General features: G+C 60.0%; 19 protein-coding genes. 9 read left to right on the top strand and 10 right to left on the bottom strand.

Annotated elements, in window-relative coordinates:
• Positions 1–95: 95 nt before the first annotated feature.
• The 7 genes from flhA to HQL44_10845 form a co-directional block, all read right to left on the bottom strand.
• On the bottom strand, positions 96–2,183 hold the full coding sequence (flhA, locus tag HQL44_10815; protein ID MBF0269070.1) for a flagellar biosynthesis protein FlhA: 2,088 nt from the start codon (positions 2,181–2,183) through the stop codon (positions 96–98).
• Positions 2,184–2,273: 90 nt separating this feature from the next.
• Entirely contained in the window at positions 2,274–3,620 is a 1,347-nt protein-coding gene (locus HQL44_10820) for a sigma-54-dependent Fis family transcriptional regulator (GenBank protein ID MBF0269071.1), read from the bottom strand.
• 23 nt (positions 3,621–3,643) lie between these two features.
• Positions 3,644–3,970, bottom strand: a complete 327-nt coding sequence (gene fliN, locus HQL44_10825) for a flagellar motor switch protein FliN (GenBank protein MBF0269072.1) — start codon at positions 3,968–3,970, stop codon at positions 3,644–3,646.
• A gap of 14 nt (positions 3,971–3,984) precedes the next feature.
• A complete protein-coding gene (locus HQL44_10830) occupies positions 3,985–4,671 on the bottom strand; it encodes a flagellar assembly protein FliH (protein MBF0269073.1) in 687 nt (228 codons plus the stop codon).
• Positions 4,672–4,700: 29 nt separating this feature from the next.
• Positions 4,701–5,720, bottom strand: a complete 1,020-nt coding sequence (gene fliG, locus HQL44_10835; protein MBF0269074.1) for a flagellar motor switch protein FliG — start codon at positions 5,718–5,720, stop codon at positions 4,701–4,703.
• Positions 5,721–5,738: 18 nt separating this feature from the next.
• Positions 5,739–7,382, bottom strand: a complete 1,644-nt coding sequence (fliF, locus tag HQL44_10840; protein MBF0269075.1) for a flagellar M-ring protein FliF — start codon at positions 7,380–7,382, stop codon at positions 5,739–5,741.
• Between the two features lie 164 nt (positions 7,383–7,546).
• Positions 7,547–7,753 carry a hypothetical protein gene (locus tag HQL44_10845; protein ID MBF0269076.1) on the bottom strand — a complete coding sequence of 69 codons (207 nt, stop codon included), beginning with the start codon at positions 7,751–7,753 and terminating at the stop codon, positions 7,547–7,549.
• A 180-nt stretch (positions 7,754–7,933) separates the two neighbouring features.
• On the opposite strand from HQL44_10845, the gene HQL44_10850 reads away from it, so the two are divergent.
• The 8 genes from HQL44_10850 (at position 7,934) to HQL44_10885 (ending at position 15,076) form a co-directional block, all read left to right on the top strand.
• A complete protein-coding gene (locus HQL44_10850; GenBank protein ID MBF0269077.1) occupies positions 7,934–8,284 on the top strand; it encodes a DUF952 domain-containing protein in 351 nt (116 codons plus the stop codon).
• Between the two features lie 4 nt (positions 8,285–8,288).
• Positions 8,289–9,350, top strand: coding sequence for a quinone-dependent dihydroorotate dehydrogenase (locus HQL44_10855; protein MBF0269078.1), 1,062 nt, complete (start codon positions 8,289–8,291; stop codon positions 9,348–9,350).
• A complete protein-coding gene (locus HQL44_10860) occupies positions 9,347–10,216 on the top strand; it encodes a TIGR01459 family HAD-type hydrolase (GenBank protein MBF0269079.1) in 870 nt (289 codons plus the stop codon). Before HQL44_10855 ends, HQL44_10860 begins: the two co-directional genes overlap by 4 nt.
• A gap of 142 nt (positions 10,217–10,358) precedes the next feature.
• The gene (locus HQL44_10865) at positions 10,359–10,982 is read left to right on the top strand and encodes a peptidoglycan-binding protein (protein MBF0269080.1); all 624 of its coding nucleotides are present in this window, start codon (positions 10,359–10,361) and stop codon (positions 10,980–10,982) included.
• 57 nt (positions 10,983–11,039) lie between these two features.
• Positions 11,040–12,344, top strand: a complete 1,305-nt coding sequence (locus HQL44_10870) for a sel1 repeat family protein (GenBank protein ID MBF0269081.1) — start codon at positions 11,040–11,042, stop codon at positions 12,342–12,344.
• A 187-nt stretch (positions 12,345–12,531) separates the two neighbouring features.
• Positions 12,532–13,155: a peptidoglycan-binding protein gene (locus tag HQL44_10875; protein MBF0269082.1), complete on the top strand. Its 624-nt coding sequence runs from the start codon at positions 12,532–12,534 to the stop codon at positions 13,153–13,155.
• 54 nt (positions 13,156–13,209) lie between these two features.
• Complete coding sequence (locus HQL44_10880; GenBank protein ID MBF0269083.1) at positions 13,210–14,505, top strand: sel1 repeat family protein; 1,296 nt, start codon at positions 13,210–13,212, stop codon at positions 14,503–14,505.
• 85 nt (positions 14,506–14,590) lie between these two features.
• On the top strand, positions 14,591–15,076 hold the full coding sequence (locus HQL44_10885) for an OmpA family protein (GenBank protein ID MBF0269084.1): 486 nt from the start codon (positions 14,591–14,593) through the stop codon (positions 15,074–15,076).
• 11 nt (positions 15,077–15,087) lie between these two features.
• On the opposite strand, the gene HQL44_10890 is transcribed toward HQL44_10885, so the two are convergent.
• Together HQL44_10890 and HQL44_10895 are read right to left on the bottom strand one after the other, a co-directional pair.
• Positions 15,088–15,333, bottom strand: coding sequence for a DUF1150 family protein (locus tag HQL44_10890; protein ID MBF0269085.1), 246 nt, complete (start codon positions 15,331–15,333; stop codon positions 15,088–15,090).
• A complete protein-coding gene (locus HQL44_10895; protein ID MBF0269086.1) occupies positions 15,333–15,809 on the bottom strand; it encodes an Hsp20 family protein in 477 nt (158 codons plus the stop codon). The genes HQL44_10890 and HQL44_10895 overlap by 1 nt, the downstream gene beginning before the upstream one ends.
• Before the next feature lie 134 nt (positions 15,810–15,943).
• Here HQL44_10895 and HQL44_10900 point away from each other — a divergent pair, with 134 nt between their 5' ends.
• On the top strand, positions 15,944–17,290 hold the full coding sequence (locus tag HQL44_10900) for a hypothetical protein (GenBank protein MBF0269087.1): 1,347 nt from the start codon (positions 15,944–15,946) through the stop codon (positions 17,288–17,290).
• Here the strand turns inward: HQL44_10900 and HQL44_10905 are convergent.
• Complete coding sequence (locus HQL44_10905) at positions 17,256–18,728, bottom strand: outer membrane beta-barrel protein (GenBank protein MBF0269088.1); 1,473 nt, start codon at positions 18,726–18,728, stop codon at positions 17,256–17,258. The two genes, HQL44_10900 and HQL44_10905, sit on opposite strands and share 35 nt — an antisense overlap.
• Positions 18,729–18,964 lie beyond the last annotated feature (236 nt).

Below are 18,964 nucleotides of genomic sequence, written 5' to 3' on the forward strand. Positions count from 1 at the left end.
CCAGTCGCTCGCTTTCGCTCGCTCCGCATGGCCCCTCAAGCGCCGGAAGTCAGCGAAGCGAAAAGGCAGGATGCGGGTGATCGAGGCCACCGTCATCATATCTGCCCCAGGGTTTTGATTTTCGCCTTGGGGTGGATTTCGCTTTGCGACATCACCACGGTCATGGGACGGAAGCGCTCGATGATCGAGCGCACATAGGGCCTGATCATCGGACTGGTCAGCAGCACCGGCGTTTCGCCCTGCATGGCGAAACGCTCGAAATTCTGGCGCACCTTGGCGATGAATTCCTGAAGCCTGGAAGGCGCCATCGACAATTGCTTTTCTTCGCCCGCGCCGATCAGGGACTCGGCGAAGGCCTGCTCCCATTCGGGGCTGAGCGTGACCAGCGGAATGAATCCCTGATCCGAAGTGTTCGAATCGCTGATCTGGCGGGCCAGGCGCGCGCGCACATGTTCGGTGATGGTCATGACGTTGCGGGTATGGCCGCAAGCCTCGGAAATGCCTTCCAGGATGGTGGGCAGATCGCGGATCGAGATGCGTTCGGTCAACAGGTTCTGCAAGGCGCGCTGGACGCCGCCCACCGTGATCTGGCTGGGGATCAAGTCGCTGACCAGCTTCTGATGCTCCCTGTCCAACTCGTCCAGCAGCTTTTGCGTTTCGGCGAAGGACAGAAGCTCGCTCATATTGTCCTTCACCACTTCGGTCAGATGGGTGGTGATCACGGTCGGCGGATCGACGACCGTATAGCCGCGGAACAAAGCCTCCTCGCGAGAGGTCAGGTCGATCCAAAGCGCGGGCAGGCCGAAGGTGGGTTCGCGAGTCTTTTCGCCGGGGATGGTGATTTCCTCGCCCCTGGGGTCCATGACCAGCAACATGTCGGGACGCAGGTCGCCGCGGCCAGCCTCGACCTCCTTGACGTAAACGACATAGGCGTTGGCGGGCAGCTGCATATTGTCTTGGATGCGCACCGACGGCATGACGAAACCCATGTCCGAGGCCAAGGCGCGGCGCAGGGCCTTGATTTGCTCGGTCAAGCGTTGGCCCTTGGGGCTGTTGATCAGCGACAGCAGCCCATAGCCAAGCTCCAGGCGAACCAGATCGATCTTGAGCGCCGACGAGATCGGTTCCTCGGCCACCGGCACTTCCTGTCTGGCCTGCGCCTCGGCGACCGCCTCTTCCTGTTCGGTCTTCACGCGCTGGGTTTGGTCGATCCGCCAAGCCAAGCCGCCGGTGACGCCGGCCAGAATGGCGAAGGGCAGGAAGGGCAGTCCCGGCATCAGGCCCAGGAAGGCGATCAGGAAGGAGCTGACGCCCAGCGCTTTGGGATAGCCGCCCAACTGGCGGGACAAGGCCTTGTCGGCGGTTTCGCTCAAACCCGCCTTGGACACCAGAAGACCGGCCGAGGTGGAAACGATCAGCGCCGGAATCTGGCTGACCAAGCCATCGCCCACCGTCAATTGGGTATAGGTGTCAAGCGCCGTCATGAAGGGCAAGTTCATCTGCACGACGCCGATGAAGATGCCGCCCAGAACGTTGATGAAGGTGATCATCAACCCGGCCACGGCGTCGCCGCGCACGAATTTCGAGGCGCCATCCATGGCGCCGTAGAAGGAACTTTCCTCTTCCAGTTCCTTGCGCCGCTTCCTGGCCGTGTTCTCGTCGATCAGGCCCGACGACAGATCGGCGTCGATGGCCATCTGCTTGCCGGGCATGGCGTCTAAGGTGAATCGGGCGGCAACTTCGGCGATGCGGGTCGAGCCTTTGGTGATGACCACGAAATTGACGATGACCAGGATGGCGAAGATCACGATTCCGATCACGAAATTGCCGCCCATCACGAAACCGGCAAAGGCCTCGACGACATGGCCAGCCGCATCGGTTCCTTCATGGCCCTTGGAGAGGATCAGGCGCGTGGTCGCCATGTTGAGCGCTAGGCGCAACATGGTGGCCAGCAGCAGCACGGTCGGGTATGAACTGAATTGCAAAGGTCGTTCGATGAAGATCGAGACCATCAAGATCAGCACGGCGAAGGTAATCGAAACGGCCAGCGCCAAATCCATCAGCCAGGGCGGCATGGGCAGGATCAGCATGACCAGAATCAGCACGACCGCCATGGCGAAGGCGATGTCGCCGCGGCGCATCGCCGCGGCAAAGCGGTTCATCGCCGGACCCCATGATCCCATGGTCACGCCTGCGCCGGCGCCAATGCCAGCGCCATCTTCCTCGGCAGCACCATCGATTGGCGCTTCGGCCATTTAGGTCTCCTTCATTCCTTAAAGGCCAGCCCGCTCGCCCTCGCCGGGCGGCGGCACCTTGTAGCCTTCCTCGCCATACTGCTTCAGCTTGTTCCTGAGCGTGCGGATCGAGATGCCCAGGATATTGGCGGCGTGGGTGCGGTTGCCCAGGCAGTGATACAAGGTGTCGAGAATGAGGTCGCGCTCGACATCGGCAACCGTGCGCCCGATCAATCCCTGCGTCGTCTTGTCGGTAGCGACGGTCGCCTCGCCTTGCGATTGGCCGTCGCTATTGTTCAGCATGATCGCTTCGGGTCCGATCGTGCTGTTGGTGGCCAGCAGCACGGCGCGGTGCAGGGTATTTTCCAACTCGCGCACATTGCCCCGCCAGACATGGCGTTTCAGAAGATTGAGCGCCTCTTCGCTAAGGGGCCGCTCGGCGACGCTGTTGGCGGCGGCGTAGAACTTGGCGAAATGATGCGCCAGAATCTCGATGTCCTTGGGGCGCTCGCGCAAGGGCGGCAACAACAGCGTCATGACGTTGAGGCGAAAATACAGATCCTCGCGGAAGGTGCCCTTTTTGACTTCGTCTTGCAGCGCCCGGTTGGTGGTGGCGATGATGCGCACATCCACCTTGACCGGTTTCGATCCGCCCAAGCGATCGATCTCGCGCTCCTGGATGGCGCGCAGCAGCTTCGATTGCAGCCGCACGTCCATTTCGCTGATTTCATCGAGGAGCAAGGTGCCGCCTTGCGCTTCCTCGAACTTGCCCAGCCGTCTGGCGACAGCGCCGGTGAAAGCGCCCTTTTCATGGCCGAACAGTTCAGATTCCAGCAGCGTTTCGGGAATGGCGGCGCAATTGACCGCCACGAAGGGCTTGTCGGCGCGCTTGCTTTTTCTATGGATGTAACGCGCCATCAATTCCTTGCCGGTGCCGGACTCGCCGGTGATCAAAATCGACGCGTCGGAAGGCGACACCTGATCGGCCAGTTTCAAGACTTGGGCCATCTTGGGATCGGCCGAGATCATGGCGTGGCTTTCCTCGGCCACGGCCGCCAGAACGGCGGCGATCAGTTCGGCGTCGGGCGGCAGCGGCACATATTCGCGAGCGCCCGCCCGGATGGCGCGCACGGCCGCCTGGGTGTCGGTCGAGGTGCCGCAGGCGACCACGGGAACGATGATGCGCTCGGCGGCCAGTTGATCGACCAGCCCCTTCACGTCCTGGCGGACATCGATCATCACCAGATCGGCGCCCTTGCCGGAGCGCAGAATCTCCAGCCCCGGCTCGATGTCGTCGGCATGCGTCACCTTGGCGCCGCGTCCGATGGCGATCTGGCTGGCGGCCCCGATCTGTCCACCCAAAGATCCGATGATGAGAAGGCGCATGGTAACCCCGTATCCTTGACAGCCTAGCTGCGATCCGCCTTGATGATTTCCGTCATGGTCACGCCGAGGCGGTCTTCCACGACCACCACTTCGCCGCGCGCCACCAGCCGGTTGTTGACGTAGATGTCGATGGCCTCGCCGACCTTGCGATCCAACTCCACCACGGCGCCGCGACCCAGCTTGAGAAGCTGATGCACCTGCATGGTGGCCTTGCCCAGCACGGCGGAAACCTGCACCGGAATGTCGTAGACGGCTTCAAGATCGCGCGACGAGCGCGGAATATCCGGCAGCTCGATATGTTCTTCCTCGGGATCGCCCCTCAGTTCGTTCAGTTCCAAATTGTCGGCCATGACATCCTCCAGATCTACTCTGCATCATCCGTTTGGGCTTCATCGCCCTCGGGCGCCAAATATCTTTCGACGACCGCATCCACTTCGGCCAGCAGGCGCTCGAAATCGCGCTCGGCGCCGCCATCGGCCCATTCAACCTTGCAATCGGTCGAGGCCAGCCCCGGCGCGCCGATCACCACCACGCGGCCTTCGAAGCCGCTTTCCGTGACCAGCCCGTCGATCTTGGCGCGCACGCCCTCCGTCAGTTCCTCGGCCACGCGCACGACGACGCGGGGTTCCTTGCCAAGGCGCATCAGGCAGTCGCGCAGCAGGCCTTCGATATCGCCCAGCCCTTCCCGTTTCGCCAATCCGGGGGCCAGTTTTCTAAGCAAGGCCTGAGCCACCTGGATGGAAGCCCGCTGATTGGCCTCGGCCGACCTTTTTTCGGCGGCGAACAGGCCGGCCAGTTGCTCGGAAATCGCGCGCTCGGCGTTGCTTTCCAAAAAGGCCCGGCTTTCCTCGGCTTCGCGCAGGCCATCCTCGCGCCCTTTCTGGTAGCTTTCCTCCCTGGCGAAATACAGCTCCTCTTCGGTAAACACGGGCGGCGGCGGCGGCTCGGGTTCGCTTGCCTCTTCGACATCCTCGACCACGTTCTTCGGCTGCGGCTTGACCACCGGCTTGTCGAACGACAGATCGAACATGAATTTGCGCACCTGCGCCATTCCGGCTTCTTTCCCAGTTTGTACGGGCATTAGTATACCAATTCGTCTTCGGCGCCGCCCTCGGAAATGACGATCTGGCCGCTGGCCGAAAGGTCTTTGGCCACCATCACGATGGCGGTCTGCGCCTCGTCGACGTCCTTCAGGCGCACGGGGCCAAGCGCTTCCATGTCTTCCTTCAGCATCTTGCCCAGGCGCTCGGACATGTTCTTGAAGAAGAGTTCCTTGACAGCGTCCGAGCCGCCCTTGAGCGCCAGCGCCAGTTTTTCCTTCTCGACGTTGCGCAGCAGGATCTGAATGCCCGAGGAATCGACGCGGGTAAGATCCTCGAAGGTGAACATGAGCTGCTTGATGCGCTCGGCCGATTCGCGGTTGCGTTCCTCCAGGGCCGACATGAAACGCGCCTCGGTGTTGCGGTCGAGGTTGTTGAAGATTTCCGCCATCACCTCGTGCGAGTCGCGCCTGGCGGTGCGGGCCAGATTGCTCATGAACTCCGTTCGCAGCGTCTTTTCAACGCCGTCCAGCACTTCCTTTTGCACAGCTTCCATGCGCAGCATGCGCATTACCACTTCCATGGCGAAATTCTCGGGCAGTAGCGACAAGACGCGGGCGCCATGGTCGGATTTGATCTTGCTCATCACCACCGCGACGGTCTGCGGATACTCGTTCTTCAGATAGTTGGCCAACACCTGTTCGTTCACATTGCCCAGCTTGTCCCACATGGTGCGGCCCGCCGGGCCGCGAATTTCTTCCATGATCAGGTCGACGCGGTCCTTGGGCAGGCCCTTCATCAGCAGGCGCTCGGTGCTTTCGAACGAGCCTACCAGCGAACCGGTCGAGGCCAGCTGGTCGGCGAATTCGATGAACAAGCGCTCGACCAAGGTGGCGTTGACCGAACCCAGATTGGCCATCACCTGCGAGAGTTCCTTGATTTCCTCGTCGTCCATGATCGAGAACAATCTCGAGGAATGCTGTTCGCCGATGGCCAGCATGAAGATGGCGGCCTTCTGCTGCCCGGTCAAAGTGCGAAAGTCTTCCTTGATGCGCGCCACGACCTAGCTCTCCCCGGCCTATGCTTCCTGATACATCCAATTGCGGATGATCGACAGCGCCTCTTCCGGATGCTTCTCGATGATCTCGCCGATTTTCTTGATCGACGACGCCTTGACCCGGCCTTCGACCTTGTCGATGTCGATAAGCTCGTCCAGGGATTCCATCTCTTCTTCCATCGGCACGCCGGGCGCTGGCGGCATGCCCGGACCCGACAGGGCGGGCGACATGCCCGGCTCGGCCAAGAGCTTGCGCCCGGCCTCGCCCGCCGCCGCCGGCATGGTCTCGAAGGCCCTGGTGACCAGCGGGCGAACCACCAGCAAGATGACCAGGATCGCCACCACGCTCAAGACCAGAATTTCGGCCATGCGCATGATCTGCGCCTGCTCGAAGCCGAAGATCAAATCAAGCGGCTTGTCGACTTCCGCATCGCCCTCGGCGAAGCGCATGTTCACGACATCGACTTGATCGCCACGCTTGTCGTCGAAGCCGATGGCCGAGCGGACCAGGGTTGCGATCTGGTCCATCTCTTCTTGCTTGCGGGTTTCGTAGGCGCGCTGATCGCCATCCTTATTATAGACGCCATCCACCAGAACGGCCACGGAAAGACGCTTCACCACGCCGGTTTCGCGCACCTGCTTGGTGACCTTCTTCGAGATTTCGTAATTCACCAGCTCGTCGTTTCTGGCTTCCTTATTCTGATTCTTGGTAGCACCCGCGATGTTGGCGTTGGTGTCGGGCAGGTTCTGACCCACCGTCACCGGCATGGATTCCTGATCTTGGGCCTGAACATCCTCGGTAATGGTGCGGGTCGAGCGCACGACCTGCGATTCCGGATCGTATTTCTCTTCGTTCACCACCAGTTGGTCGAAGTCGATATCGGCCCGGACTTCGGCCCGGACTTTTCCGAATCCGACCGTCTTTTCAAGCAGATCCTCGATCTGGCGGGCCAAACGCTGCTCGTAGGAAATGCGCATTTCCTCGGCATTGCGGTTCATCAACTGCTTGTCGTCCTCGAAGCCCCTGGCCAGCAGCGTGCCCTTGTCGTCGACGATCGAAATCTTTGTCGGCTGCAAGCGCGGCACGGCGGCCGCCACCAAATGCTGGATCGACGACACCTGCTGGGCGTTCAGGCGCCCGCCGCCATTCATTTTCAAGATGATCGAGGCGGAGGGTTCTTGCACCTCGCGCGAGAACATTTCGCGTCTCGGCATGACCAGATGCACCCTGGCCGTCTTGACGTTGCCGACCGTCTTGATCGAGCGGGCCAATTCGCCTTCCAACGCCCTGACCAAATTCAGGTTTTGCATGAAGCTGGTCGATCCCAGAGGATCGGATTTGTCGAAAATCTCATAACCTACCGAGCCGCCCGAGGAAGGCAGCGCCTGCTCGGCCAATTGCATGCGCAGCTTGCCCACCTGATCGGCGGGCACGAAGATCTGATTGCCGTTGCGGACTTCATAGGGAATCTTCAGCCCATCGAGACGCTGGGCGACATGTCCGGCGTCTGACGCCTCCAAATCGCCGTACAGCAGCTCCATCGGCGCGGAACTGACGCGGGCCGCGATGAAGATGATGAATCCGATCATGCCGATGGCCACGCCGACCATGGCGGCCAGACGGGCGGGTCCCAGATTGCGCAGCGATTGTAGAAAGGCGTTCACGGCAGGCCTCGATCAAGAACGTCGCAACGGCTTGCCCCTTGTCATCAAGGGGCTTTCCTAGCTTCGAGTCTGCTCCAACCGCGTGAAAAAGAGGTTAACGCCCGGCAATTTTTGCCGAGAACTGGGAAATTTTTTCCGCCCAGCTTCAAAGAGGGATCTGTGGCTTACGCCTCCTGCGAGGCCGCCAACATCGCCTTCCAAACCCGCCCGGCCCGATCGGGCGAAATGTCGCCCGCCAGCACTGCCGCCGCCAGCATGTTGTTGCTAGGCAGCCTGGGTACGAAGGCCAGATTTTCCTGGCCCAGCTTTTCAACCAAGTCCAGAGCCGCCTCCAGGCGCGCCCCTTCGCGAAATTGCATCGATTCAGCCATGACCCGCTATCCTTTTCCTAACTTCGCGGCTTTTGCCGCTTTTGGTCGCTTTCATCTGATATGGGTCTCGCATCGGTCATCCACCAGACCGGCCAAAAGTTATACACAGAATATTTGCCCTACCCGCCCGGTTGCCGCAAAAATATGGCGATCCGGCGCAACTTCGGTTAGCTTCCGGCCATGACCGGGAAACGCATCTATCATTTGTGCCGTCAGGCGGATTGGCTTTTGGCCGCCGCCAAGGGGGTCTATGAAGGTTCGGACCAGGACAGGTCGGACGGGTTCCTGCATTTTTCCACCAGCGATCAGATCGAGGAAAGTGCGGCCCGCCACCGCGCGGGCGAGGCCGATCTGTTGATGCTGGTCGCCGATTCCGCCTTGTTGGGCGAGGCACTGCGCTGGGAGGCCTCATCTTCTGGCGAGCTTTACCCTCATCTTTACGCAGCCCTGCCCCTTTCCGCCGTTCTTGAAGTGGTGCCGCTTTCCCTGGGTCCCACGGGCGAGCACGAATTCCCCCTGCTGACGGACTGATCCCTTGTTTGACATTTATCCGCTGCTTTGGCCGTTTCTGAAGCGCCTCGACCCCGAGGAAGCGCATCTGCTGGCCTTAAGGACCCTGTCTTCCGGCCTGTTTCCCAAGCTGGCGCACCCCGACCCCCAGATGCTGGGTCAGGACCTGTGGGGATTGCATTTCCCCAATCCGGTCGGTTTGGCGGCGGGGTTCGACAAAAACGCCGAAGTGCCTGACGCGCTATTGAATCTGGGCTTCGGCTTCGTCGAGATCGGCACCGTGACCCCCCAGCCCCAGGCAGGCAATCCGCGCCCCCGCCTGTTCAGGCTGGCCGAGGACGAGGCCATCATCAACCGCATGGGCTTCAACAATGACGGAGCCATCGCCGTGCGGGGCAGACTGGCCCGCCACAAAAGCAGGCCCGGCATCATCGGCGTCAATATCGGCAAGAACAAGACCACCGAGGACGCCGCCGCCGACTATGAAAAAGGCGCCGTTCTGCTGGCGCCCATGGCCAGCTATCTGGTGGTCAACATCTCGTCTCCCAATACGCCCGGCCTTCGCGCCCTGCAGGGCCGCGATGCGCTGTCGGCCCTATTGGGTCGCACCAAGGCGGCGCTGAAAACCGCCGTTCCCGAAAATTCGCCGCCCCTGCTGGTCAAAGTGGCCCCGGATTTGGAAAGCCAGGACCGCAAGGATATCGCCGACGTCGTTCTGGCCAACGGCATCGACGGGCTGATCGTCTCCAACACCACCATCGCAAGGCCCGCCAGCCTGCGCTCGACACAGCGAGAAGAAACGGGCGGCCTTAGCGGCAAGCCTTTGTTCGCTCCCTCCACCGAGGTGCTGGCCGATTTTTACCGTCTGACCAAAGGCGCCATTCCCTTGATCGGCGCTGGCGGCATCACCTCGGGCGCCGACGCCTACGCCAAAATTCGCGCCGGCGCCTCGCTGGTTCAGGTCTATTCGGCCCTGGTCTATAAGGGGCCGGGGCTGGTTGAGCGCATCAAGGGCGAGCTTTATCATCTATTGCGCCGCGACGGATTCACGCAACTTGGTCAGGCGATCGGGGCGGACCATCGATGAGCGTCGATATTCTTCCAGGCATCGCGGTCCTGGCGGACCGCTATGACGGCTTCATCCTGGATTTGTGGGGGGTCATCCATGACGGAACCCAGCCCTATCCAGGGGCCGCCGACACGCTGTCCCGCTTGAAGGAATTGGGCAAACCGACCGTGCTTTTGTCGAACGCGCCCAGGCGCGGCTTCGCCCTGATCGAGGCGATGGGCAAAATGGGCATCGGGCGCGATCTGTATGGTTCGGTCATGTCGTCGGGCGAAGCCGTCTATCTGGAACTGAAAGCCAGAACCGACCCCTTCTTCAAGAATTTGGGGCGGCGCATCTACCATCTGGGGCCGGAGCGCGACCGCAACGTCTTTGAGGGGCTGGATTACCGCGACGCTTCGCTAGACGAGGCGGATTTCGTCTTGAATACCGGGCCGGTCGATTTTTCGGAAACGGTCGCCGATTATGAGGACGTGCTGGCCAAGGCGGCGGCCAGGAACTTGCCGATGGTTTGCGCCAATCCCGATCTGACGGTGATCCGCCTGGGCGAACCCGTGGTCTGCGCGGGCGCTTTGGCCGAACGTTACCGCGCCTTGGGCGGCAGCGTGGTCCAACGCGGCAAACCCGATCCGGCCATCTACCCCGCCTGCCTATCGGCTCTGGGCCTGAAGCCGGGGCAGAAGGCGCTGGCGGTGGGCGACGGCCTGCATACCGACATCGCGGGCGCCAATGCGGCCGCCATCGACAGCGCGCTGGTGATAGGCGGCATTCACCGTTCCGAGTTGGGCATCGATTGGGGTCAGTCGCCAAGCCAAACCGACGTGGAGATGCTGATCAATCGGCATGGTGCGACGCCAACCGCGGTCATTCCTACCTTTACTTGGTAAGCCCGAGACAGACATAACCACCAATCCGTTTTTGTTCTTGACAATATTCTCCTGTTAGTCATAGGCTCTCTTCGAGCTTCCCGAGCCGTTCCGCCAGTCAGGATAACTTGAGCGCGCTGGCCAGCAGCGCCAAGCCCTGCCGATGGGGCGAGAACTCAGAGGCTTCCCAAGCCACAATCGTCAGCAACCATCCGCCGCAGGCGGCAATGGCGCGACAACCGCGCCTGTGCCGGATTGCCTGTGGCCGCCAATGAAGGACTATTTCACCATGCTTCAATCCGCATTCAAAGTAAGGAAGGTGATCGGGGACGACCACAGCGTCGATCCCGACGACACCCTAAACACTAAACAGGCTCTCAATCGTCTGGGCTATTACAGCCCACCGCAAAGCTACGGTTTGACGCCCTATCCCGACCGGCTGATGTTCAATTCCTTAAAGGCCTTTCAGAAGGACGAGGGATTGAAGGTCGATGGCCTCATGCGCCCCGGAGGGCCGACAGAAGCCCAGATCGGCCAGCGGCTGGCGGAGAAAAAGGAATGGAAGCGCCCGCCTGATGCTCCACCTTATAATCCGAACCTTACAGGAAATGCCTCGAATTGCCCTTTGCCTGAGGGTTGGCAGCGAACTGGAAACGGCCAGGCAATTGACCCTCATGGGACTTACTATACCTGCAAAGAAGGCGGCCTCCTGGACAAGCTTCGCGGAAAACCGTCCGTGTGGGATCGCCGGAACCAGGGTATCCTTCAGTGGCCCAGCGAGAAATAGGTGACTACAGTTCCCGGCAGGCTCGCCTGCCGGGAACGTTCTTGTCGGAGGATCGCCATGAAGATTTCACGAATTACCTTTGCCGTGTTTTTTGTCTTTGCCATGTCCGCGTTTGACGCGCCATTGGCAGCCGACTTAACGACTTGGCTGCACCAAGCCATGGACACAAGGAAAAATCCATTCAAGAGCGCTGCAGATGCCATGCAAAAGCAGAACGAAGGGAACATGCAGGCAGCGACTGCTGGCGACCCTTTTGCCCAATTTTGGATTTCGCATTCTTACACGCGCAAGGATTCCCCCTTGTTCGACATGTCCAAAGGCATCCGGTGGCTAAAGGAGTCCGCAGAAAGCGGGCACGCCGATGCACAGATTTTCTATGCTGGGCTTCTGGAGGGCAATCACGAACAGAAACTGTCCTGGCTCGGCAAGGCGGCGAGACACGGAAGCGTCGAGGCGCTGTTCCTGCTCGATGTTTTCGAAGTGCTGGATAAGTTGCCTCGCGGCGCGTTCGAGGCAAGCGGCTTGTTGGAAATGTCGGCAAGAGCCGGGAATGTCAAGGCGCTGGGAATATTGTGCCGCTACGGCATGATCTTCTCAGGCGCGACAGATGGACATCCGATCCGCAATTGCGAGGATGCCGCCAAAGGGGGGTCTTCTGAAGCCATGCTTCGGCTCGGCATGCTTTACGAAAGGCGGATGGCGGATTTCGACATCGTTCCAGGCGAATATGGCGACCTGACTTTGGCTAACTTCTATCTGCGCAATGACGCCAAAGAATATAGACGCGACATGAAGAAGGCTCAGTCGTGGTACGAAAGGGCTGCGGCGGCAGGAAACCCAAAGGCACAAGCCCGCCTCGCCCGCTTCTTGTCCCAGAATTTGGGCGGAACCTTTTCTCTTCAACAGGCTTTCGAATGGGCAAAGAAGTCGGCTGCGCAGGGAGAAGCTGAGGGCTTGGCCCTGGCCGGCCTGATTTTGGTCAACGAGCGTTTGGGCGGCAAGGAAGCCAAGCAGGGCCTCGACTACTTGATCCGTGCGGCAGAGCGAGGCAATCCGGCAGCCATGATCGATCTGATTGTAATGTATGCGCACGGACAAGACGCGCCACGCGACCTCTCGATGGCTCTTGCTTGGTATTATTTATTGCAAGAGGAATTCGACATTGAGCGCGAAACGGAGGGCTACACGGATTACCTTCTGTTGCTCCCCCCCCAGCAGGCAATTGCCGATCTCAAGCAACTTGTCACCTCCGAAGCGGCGCTCAAGGGACGCCGGGCTGCCCAGGACCTGCGAGAGGACTTGGCTAGCAAGGGCTTCTGGCCCTTCCGCGCGCGCAGAGAAACTTACGCTCTGACCTATTGACCGAAGCTCACGCCCACCGCAGTCATTCCCACCTTTACTTGGTAAGTTCGAGACAGGCATAACCACCAATCCGTTTTTGTTCTTGACAATATTCTCCTGTTAGTCATAGGCTCTCTTCGAGCTTCCCGAGCCGTTCCGCCAGTCAGGATAACTTGAGCGCGCTGGCCAGCAGCGCCAAGCCCTGCCGATGGGGCGAGAACTCAGAGGCTTCCCAAGCCACAATCGTCAGCAACCATCCGCCGCAGGCGGCAATGGCGCGACAACCGCGCCTGTGCCGGATTGCCTGTGGCCGCCAATGAAGGACTATTTCACCATGCTTCAATCCGCATTCAAAGTAAGGAAGGTGATCGGGGACGACCACAGCGTCGATCCCGACGACACCCTAAACACTAAACAGGCTCTCAATCGTCTGGGCTATTACAGCCCACCGCAAAGCTACGGTTTGACGCCCTATCCCGACCGGCTGATGTTCAATTCCTTAAAGGCCTTTCAGAAGGACGAGGGATTGAAGGTCGATGGCCTCATGCGCCCCGGAGGGCCGACAGAAGCCCAGATCGGCCAGCGGCTGGCGGAAAACGAAAGGGATAAGTTCAACAAACCTGTCCCGATGCCTTCACACCAGGGCAACAATCAAAAGGATTGCAATGCCTCGGGCCCGGGCTGGGATAGAATCGATGAATATACCGCCAGAGACTCAAACACTGGCGCAATCTACAAATGCAAGCCTAGACCCTGGTATGATCCACGCGACAATTGGCAGGATACGGGGGAAAGAAACAAAAACCCGCTTCCTCCCTACCGACGCAAGTAACCTTTTGGTTCCCGGCAGGCGCTCCTGCCGGGAACACATTTTGCGGAGCACGTCATGCAATTTTCCAAATGCCGTTTCCTTGTTGTCGCTCTTGCGGGCTTGCTCATATTCCAGCAAGCGGCTAACGCAGAGGACTATTCGACTGTTCTCTACGAATGGGAAAGCAAGACGCCCTCTGCCGACATCAAGCAGCAATTATGGAAATTGAACCAGGGCATGACGCCCTTTGCTGAAAATGGCGATCCGGCTGCGCAATTTTACCTTGCCCGTTCAAACGGCCACGACCTATCCCCGCTATATGACCAAGCCCAATCTCTCAACTGGTATCTGAAGGCGGCAGAAGGCGGGAATGTTTTCGCCATGCTGGAATACGCAGAGATGATTTCTGCCGATCCCACCCAGCAACAGATCGCGCGTAGCTGGCTCGAAAGAGCGGCGAGAATATTGCCGGATGAAGCCGCATTTTTGCTGAGGGCGGAGAGGATTATGAATAAACCCCTCATCAATCGCTATGAAGCTAGCCGCCTCTTGAATGACGCTGCAACCAAGGGCGATGTGAGCGCCATGGAGGTCTTGTGTCTTTCTTCCTCCAATATCTCCCGTTTCTCCCGCCGCCCTCTAAGCACCTGCGAGAGAGCCGCCGCAATCGGTTCTGTACCGTCGATGTTGCATTTGGGAATGCTTTATGAGGCGCGCATGGACGACTTCTTCGTTTCTCCGTCCAGGAAGGAAACGGCACTCTTTGCTCTGCGCGATGAAGCCAAGAGCTTCAAGCCCGACCAGAAGAAGGCGCGGCACTGGTACGCGAAAGCAGCCCAGGCGGGAAACGCCAAGGCCATGGCCCGTTTTGCCCGCCTTCTAGCCCAAGGTTTTGGGGGGAAAGCTGACATGGAGAATGCCCTGTCTTGGGCGCAAAGGGCAGCCGTTCAAGACGAGCCGGAAGGGTTTGCCGTGATAGGGCTGATTTTCTCCAACGAGCGGCTCGGCCATAAAGATGGTCAACGCGGCGTGGATTTGTTGTTGCGTGCCGCACAGCAGGGCAATGCGCCCGCCATGCTGAATCTCGTTGTCATGTACGCTCACGGCCAGGACGTGGCGCGTGATTTCCAGAAGGCCTTGGCGTGGGCCTATCTATTGCAAGAGGAATTCAATTTGCTTGTTGCCATGGAAGGCTATGAAGGCCTTGTGCTGTTGGATGTCTCTCAGGTCTGGGGCGATCTGATCGCCCAGTTGCCGCCCGAAGCGGCGCTCAAGGGACGTCGGGCTGCCCAGGACCTGCGCGAAGACTTAGCCAGCAAGGGTTTCTGGCCCTTCCGCGCGCGCAGAGAAACTTACGCTCTGACCTATTGACCAACCGCGCACGCCAACCGCAGTCCGTACTAATCTCACCGGCGGAGGGGCGTTCACCTACTCCTCCGCCTATGGAGGGTTTAAAGTGCTCAAAGCATTTCTTCCGACTCTTAAACTCTTGTTGTTGGCCAGTCCTCTAGCCTGGGCCGATAGCCCTTCGTGTCCCGAAGACAAGCCACGCAATGGGATTGATTATTCCCTTCCTTGTTTTCTGCATAGCCCCATTGAGGAGGCCGATGCGAAGATTTTCTTTCCATCCGGAACGGCCCTGCTGACTTTGCAAGCCAAGGCCACGCTTGACCGTCAGACAACCATATTGCTTGCTTATCCTGAACTACTCGCCATCACAGAGGGATTTGTCGACAGCAAAGAAAGCCGCGCCTTGCAAACTCCCAGCAACCTTGCGCTTAAGCGAGCGCGGGCGGCTCGAGAATATTTAATTCAAAAGGGAATCGCCGAAGAGAGAATCGAGTCCGTCGCCAGCCCAACCCCCGCGCTCATTCCTAGGCAGGAAGACGAAAAAACGCTCGCCACCATGCGCTTCGTTAGAACCAGAACGCAGGAGCGCTGAAAAGGAAACCCTCAATGCACGCTTTGGGGTTCCAGTTCGTGCTGGCGAACGGCGGCGAAGGCGACGTCGCGCGAAGGGGCCATGCCGATCGGCGTGCCGTCGGCCGAGAAAATGGCCCATTGGCTGGCGCCACCCTCTTCGACCTTCCTGACGAAGGCCAAATTCTGCGCGCCCAAGGCGGCGAAATCCTGGGCGGTCAGCATCACGTGATGCGCTTGCGCCTCAGGGATTGATTTGCTGCTTATCGTGTTTTTCATCACACAGTCTCCACGTCGATGGTCTTGGCGTCTTTCTTGACGCCGGCCTTGCGGTTGCCCGTCTGGCCGCCTTCGATCTTGATCGTGCGCACCCGGCTTTCCGGTTGCGGACGCATAAGGTCGATATGCAAAAGTCCGTTGTCGAGATGAGCGCCAAACACCTCGATGCCTTCCGCCAGGACGAAGCTGCGCTGAAACTGGCGGGCCGCAATGCCGCGATGAAGGAAAACGCGTCCCTCCACCTCGTCGGCCTGACGCCCCCTGACGGTCAACTGGTTGTCCTCGGTCGCGACCACAAGGTCGTCGAGAGAAAAACCGGCCACCGCCAGCGTGATGCGCAACCCGTTCTCGCCGACCTGTTCGATGTTGTAGGGCGGATAGCCATCGGCGGAGGCCTTGGATATCCTGTCCAGCACGCGCTCGAACTGATCAAAACCCAAAAGCAACGGACTATTGAATACCGGCATGCGCGACATAACTGCGTCCTCCTGATGAAGCGAGGGCGATTGGCTCGAAAGGCCCGCTGGGCAGCGCCTTCGAACGGCAGACCATCATGGCCTGTTCCATACTATTTTGGTAAAGATATGCTTTGCGTCAAGATGGCCTGAAGATGAACCCTGTTTTTCCCTTGGCATGGATTTTGGCGGGCGGTGCCGCCCTGGCCGCCTTTCTGACCCCCGCGCTGTGGAACGGCTATCCTTTCGTCTTCTACGATTCAGCCGATTACATCGAGGCCGCCTTCACCTTCGACATGCCGCCTTTCCGCCTGCTGCCCTACGCTTTTCTTGTTTCGCTTGGCCGGGTTGCGGACAGTTTGTGGCCCGTGGTCCTGATGCAGATCGTGGCCTGTTTGCTGGTTCTGGTCCTCCTGGTCCAACTGGGCGGACGAAAAGGGATGCCGGGGCGGTTTTTGGCGGTTGCGCTGGGCACAGCCATTCTCACCCCCGCTTCCTGGTATGCGGGATTGATCATGCCGGACGCCTTCGCGGCCCCCGCTATTCTGACCGGGGTGCTGGTTTTGGCGGGCTGGAAGCAGCTGGGGCGGCTGAAATATCTGGCCCTGCTCTTGCTGCCGCTTTTTGGCATGGTCCATGCCACGCATCTCTTGGTGCTGGCGGGACTGAGCCTGATCGGTTTGATCCTATGGGCCTTGCGCCAGGCCCCCAAGCAGGCGGCGCTGGCTTTGGCGGGCGCTACGCTGATCGCCTGGCTGGCGGTGCCCAGCCTGCACGCCATGGCGCAGGGCGGCTGGTTCTACAACAAGGGCGGATCGGTTTTCCTGTTGGCCCGTCTGGTCTCGGGCGGCGTGATCCAAAAGGATTTGCCAAGCCTGTGCGCCGAGAAGCCCTATCTGATCTGCGCCATGCAAGATCGTCTGCAGGGCGACGAGAATGAATTTCTGTGGGGGCGTGGCGGCGTGTTCTTTGGGCGCGCCGGGTCCATCGATGTCTGGATGGTCGAGGCCCCGGAGCTGCTGAAACGAACCGTCTTGGCCCATCCCGCCGAAACAGCGGGTTTCATGCTGAGCACGGCAGCAAAGCAATTCTTCGCCTTCGGACCCGGCGACGTTTTCGACCCTATGTCTTTTCACATGCAGCGCTCCTTCGAGCGCCGCTGGCCCAGTCAGATCGAACAGCTGCAAAACGCCCGTCAGGAACATGGATGGAGCCAGGGCAAGGCTTGGCTTCAATATGTCGGCGTCGCCTCCATGGCGCTGGGCCTTTGCGGGCTGATGCTGATGCTGTTTCTGGCCGTTCGCGGCCAAGACCGGCCCCGGGCGCTGCTGGCCGGATTGATTCTGGCGGGGCTTGTCGGCAATGCGCTGGCCTGCGGGGGATTGTCGTCGCTGGCCGACCGCTATCAAGCGCGCGTGGCGTGGCTTGGCCTAGCCGTCCTGCTGGCGAACTGGGATTGGATTAGAGCTAGAATTTATACGCGACGCCCAAGCGCAGGCTGATGTCGTTGGGGCTGATCTTACCCGTTCCGCCGGCGCTGTCGGTGTAGTTCATGCTGTTGTAGAAGACATAGCTGGCGTCGGTGCGCAAAAACCAGTTGTCGGTCATCAGATAGTCGAAGCCGACGCCGACCAGGGGGCCGTGCAGCGTCTTCGACTTGGAAACGCTGGGCGCGCCCGCATCGCCCGGTCGATTGCTGGCCAGCTTGAAGGACGAGGCCTGATAGCCGCCTTTCAGATAGATCAAGCCATCGTCGAACACCGGCGTGCCAATGCGAAGCGCGCCGCCGTAATTCCACGACTTCGACAATTCATGCTTGCCATTGTCTATCTTCTGCTTGGCCGAAGCGTGGGCATAGGCCCCCGCCAGTTCGCCGCCCAAATACAGCGACCCCATTTGTTTGCCCCAGCCAAGGAACAATCCGCCCTCGGCGCCGTCCACCGTATGCGTTTTCGAACCGCGCACCGAATGCTTTTCCTTGGTCATCGCCAAGTCGTAACCCGCCTGAGCGCCCAGATAGAAGCCCGACCAATCGCGCGCCTTTTTGTAATCGGCGATGGGCGTCGGCGCCATAACGGGTTCGGCCCTTGCTGCGGTTGCGTCGGCCACCTGGGGGGTGGGCAAAGGTGCTGGCTGAGCTTCAGCCAGCTTGGGGGGCGTTTCCTTGGTCCACCAGAAGGCCATGCCGCCACGGCGCACCTGAGCGCCCTGGGCATCGACCAGATCGATGACCAACTGATAGCCCTGGCCGTTGGCGGGATGCGGCTCGACCTGAACGATTTCGACCGGCTCGCTGGCCGAAAGGGTCACTTTCGATCCGCCATCGACGGCTTGATATTCGTAGCCGGTGATGCGACCGCCCGCCTTGGTCGACCCCTTGGCGGCGGTCTTCCAGGTTGCACCCGGCAGAACCACCGAAACCGATTTTCCGTCCTTGCCGACCGAATAGGCGAAATCGGTGCTGGCCGACAGATCAATGATGACGCGCGTTTTGTCGCCGCTGTGGCCGACCCTGAGACCCTGAACGGTCGCCAGAACTTCAGGCGCCATCAAGGGGGGGACATCGCCAACCGTCGCGGTACCGGCCCGACTGGGCGACATGGGTTCGGGAAGCGGCCCTTCAACCTTGGGAACGGGGGACGCTGATGGCTTGGGCGGCTCTTCCTCGCCTTCCTTCACCATCGGCGGCGGGACGGTCAACGGCGCTTCGCCCTCGTTGCTGACCAATTGCACAGCCTGCGACATGGCCGGGCCAAAAGCGGTATCGATGATGGTTTCTTCGTCGTCGAAGGGTGCCAGCTCAAGGCTTGGCGGCATGGCCAGGGATATGCGCTCCAAGCGCGTGGGCGCTTCGCTTGCCAGACCCACAACGCCCGCTGCCGCGCCGCCAAGAGCGACAGCTCCCAGCCCGGCCAGTATCAGCGATCTTGTGGATGACATGCGAATCGGCTCCGCCCCTACCAAAGTTAGTAGACTATGCGGGCCAAGCACACAATATGTCAAGGGCTGAGGGGTTAAGATCGGTTAAGCAATCTGACGGGATTCGACGCTGCGAGACGGGGGGTCCCGGTCAGTCGAGCCAGTCGGATTCTTCGTTGTTGTAGGGCCACATGGGGCGCCTCTTTCGGTTGCTCGCATCTGCGATATTGCACTGCAGCATAATATAGGTCAAATAT

The organism is Alphaproteobacteria bacterium, from assembly GCA_015231795.1.
Classification (GTDB): Bacteria; Pseudomonadota; Alphaproteobacteria; order Rhodospirillales; family WMHbin7; genus WMHbin7.

Coding starts and splice junctions, on each gene's coding strand:
- flhA (MBF0269070.1), bottom strand. CDS start 2,183: ATGGGATCATGGGGTCCGGCGATGAACCGCTTTGCCGCGGCGATGCGC.
- HQL44_10820 (MBF0269071.1), bottom strand. CDS start 3,620: ATGCGCCTTCTCATCATCGGATCTTTGGGTGGACAGATCGGGGCCGCC.
- fliN (MBF0269072.1), bottom strand. CDS start 3,970: ATGGCCGACAATTTGGAACTGAACGAACTGAGGGGCGATCCCGAGGAA.
- HQL44_10830 (MBF0269073.1), bottom strand. CDS start 4,671: ATGGCGCAGGTGCGCAAATTCATGTTCGATCTGTCGTTCGACAAGCCG.
- HQL44_10845 (MBF0269076.1), bottom strand. CDS start 7,753: ATGGCTGAATCGATGCAATTTCGCGAAGGGGCGCGCCTGGAGGCGGCT.
- HQL44_10850 (MBF0269077.1), top strand. CDS start 7,934: ATGACCGGGAAACGCATCTATCATTTGTGCCGTCAGGCGGATTGGCTT.
- HQL44_10860 (MBF0269079.1), top strand. CDS start 9,347: ATGAGCGTCGATATTCTTCCAGGCATCGCGGTCCTGGCGGACCGCTAT.
- HQL44_10865 (MBF0269080.1), top strand. CDS start 10,359: ATGGGGCGAGAACTCAGAGGCTTCCCAAGCCACAATCGTCAGCAACCA.
- HQL44_10870 (MBF0269081.1), top strand. CDS start 11,040: ATGAAGATTTCACGAATTACCTTTGCCGTGTTTTTTGTCTTTGCCATG.
- HQL44_10875 (MBF0269082.1), top strand. CDS start 12,532: ATGGGGCGAGAACTCAGAGGCTTCCCAAGCCACAATCGTCAGCAACCA.
- HQL44_10880 (MBF0269083.1), top strand. CDS start 13,210: ATGCAATTTTCCAAATGCCGTTTCCTTGTTGTCGCTCTTGCGGGCTTG.
- HQL44_10890 (MBF0269085.1), bottom strand. CDS start 15,333: ATGAAAAACACGATAAGCAGCAAATCAATCCCTGAGGCGCAAGCGCAT.
- HQL44_10895 (MBF0269086.1), bottom strand. CDS start 15,809: ATGTCGCGCATGCCGGTATTCAATAGTCCGTTGCTTTTGGGTTTTGAT.
- HQL44_10900 (MBF0269087.1), top strand. CDS start 15,944: ATGAACCCTGTTTTTCCCTTGGCATGGATTTTGGCGGGCGGTGCCGCC.
- HQL44_10905 (MBF0269088.1), bottom strand. CDS start 18,728: ATGTCATCCACAAGATCGCTGATACTGGCCGGGCTGGGAGCTGTCGCT.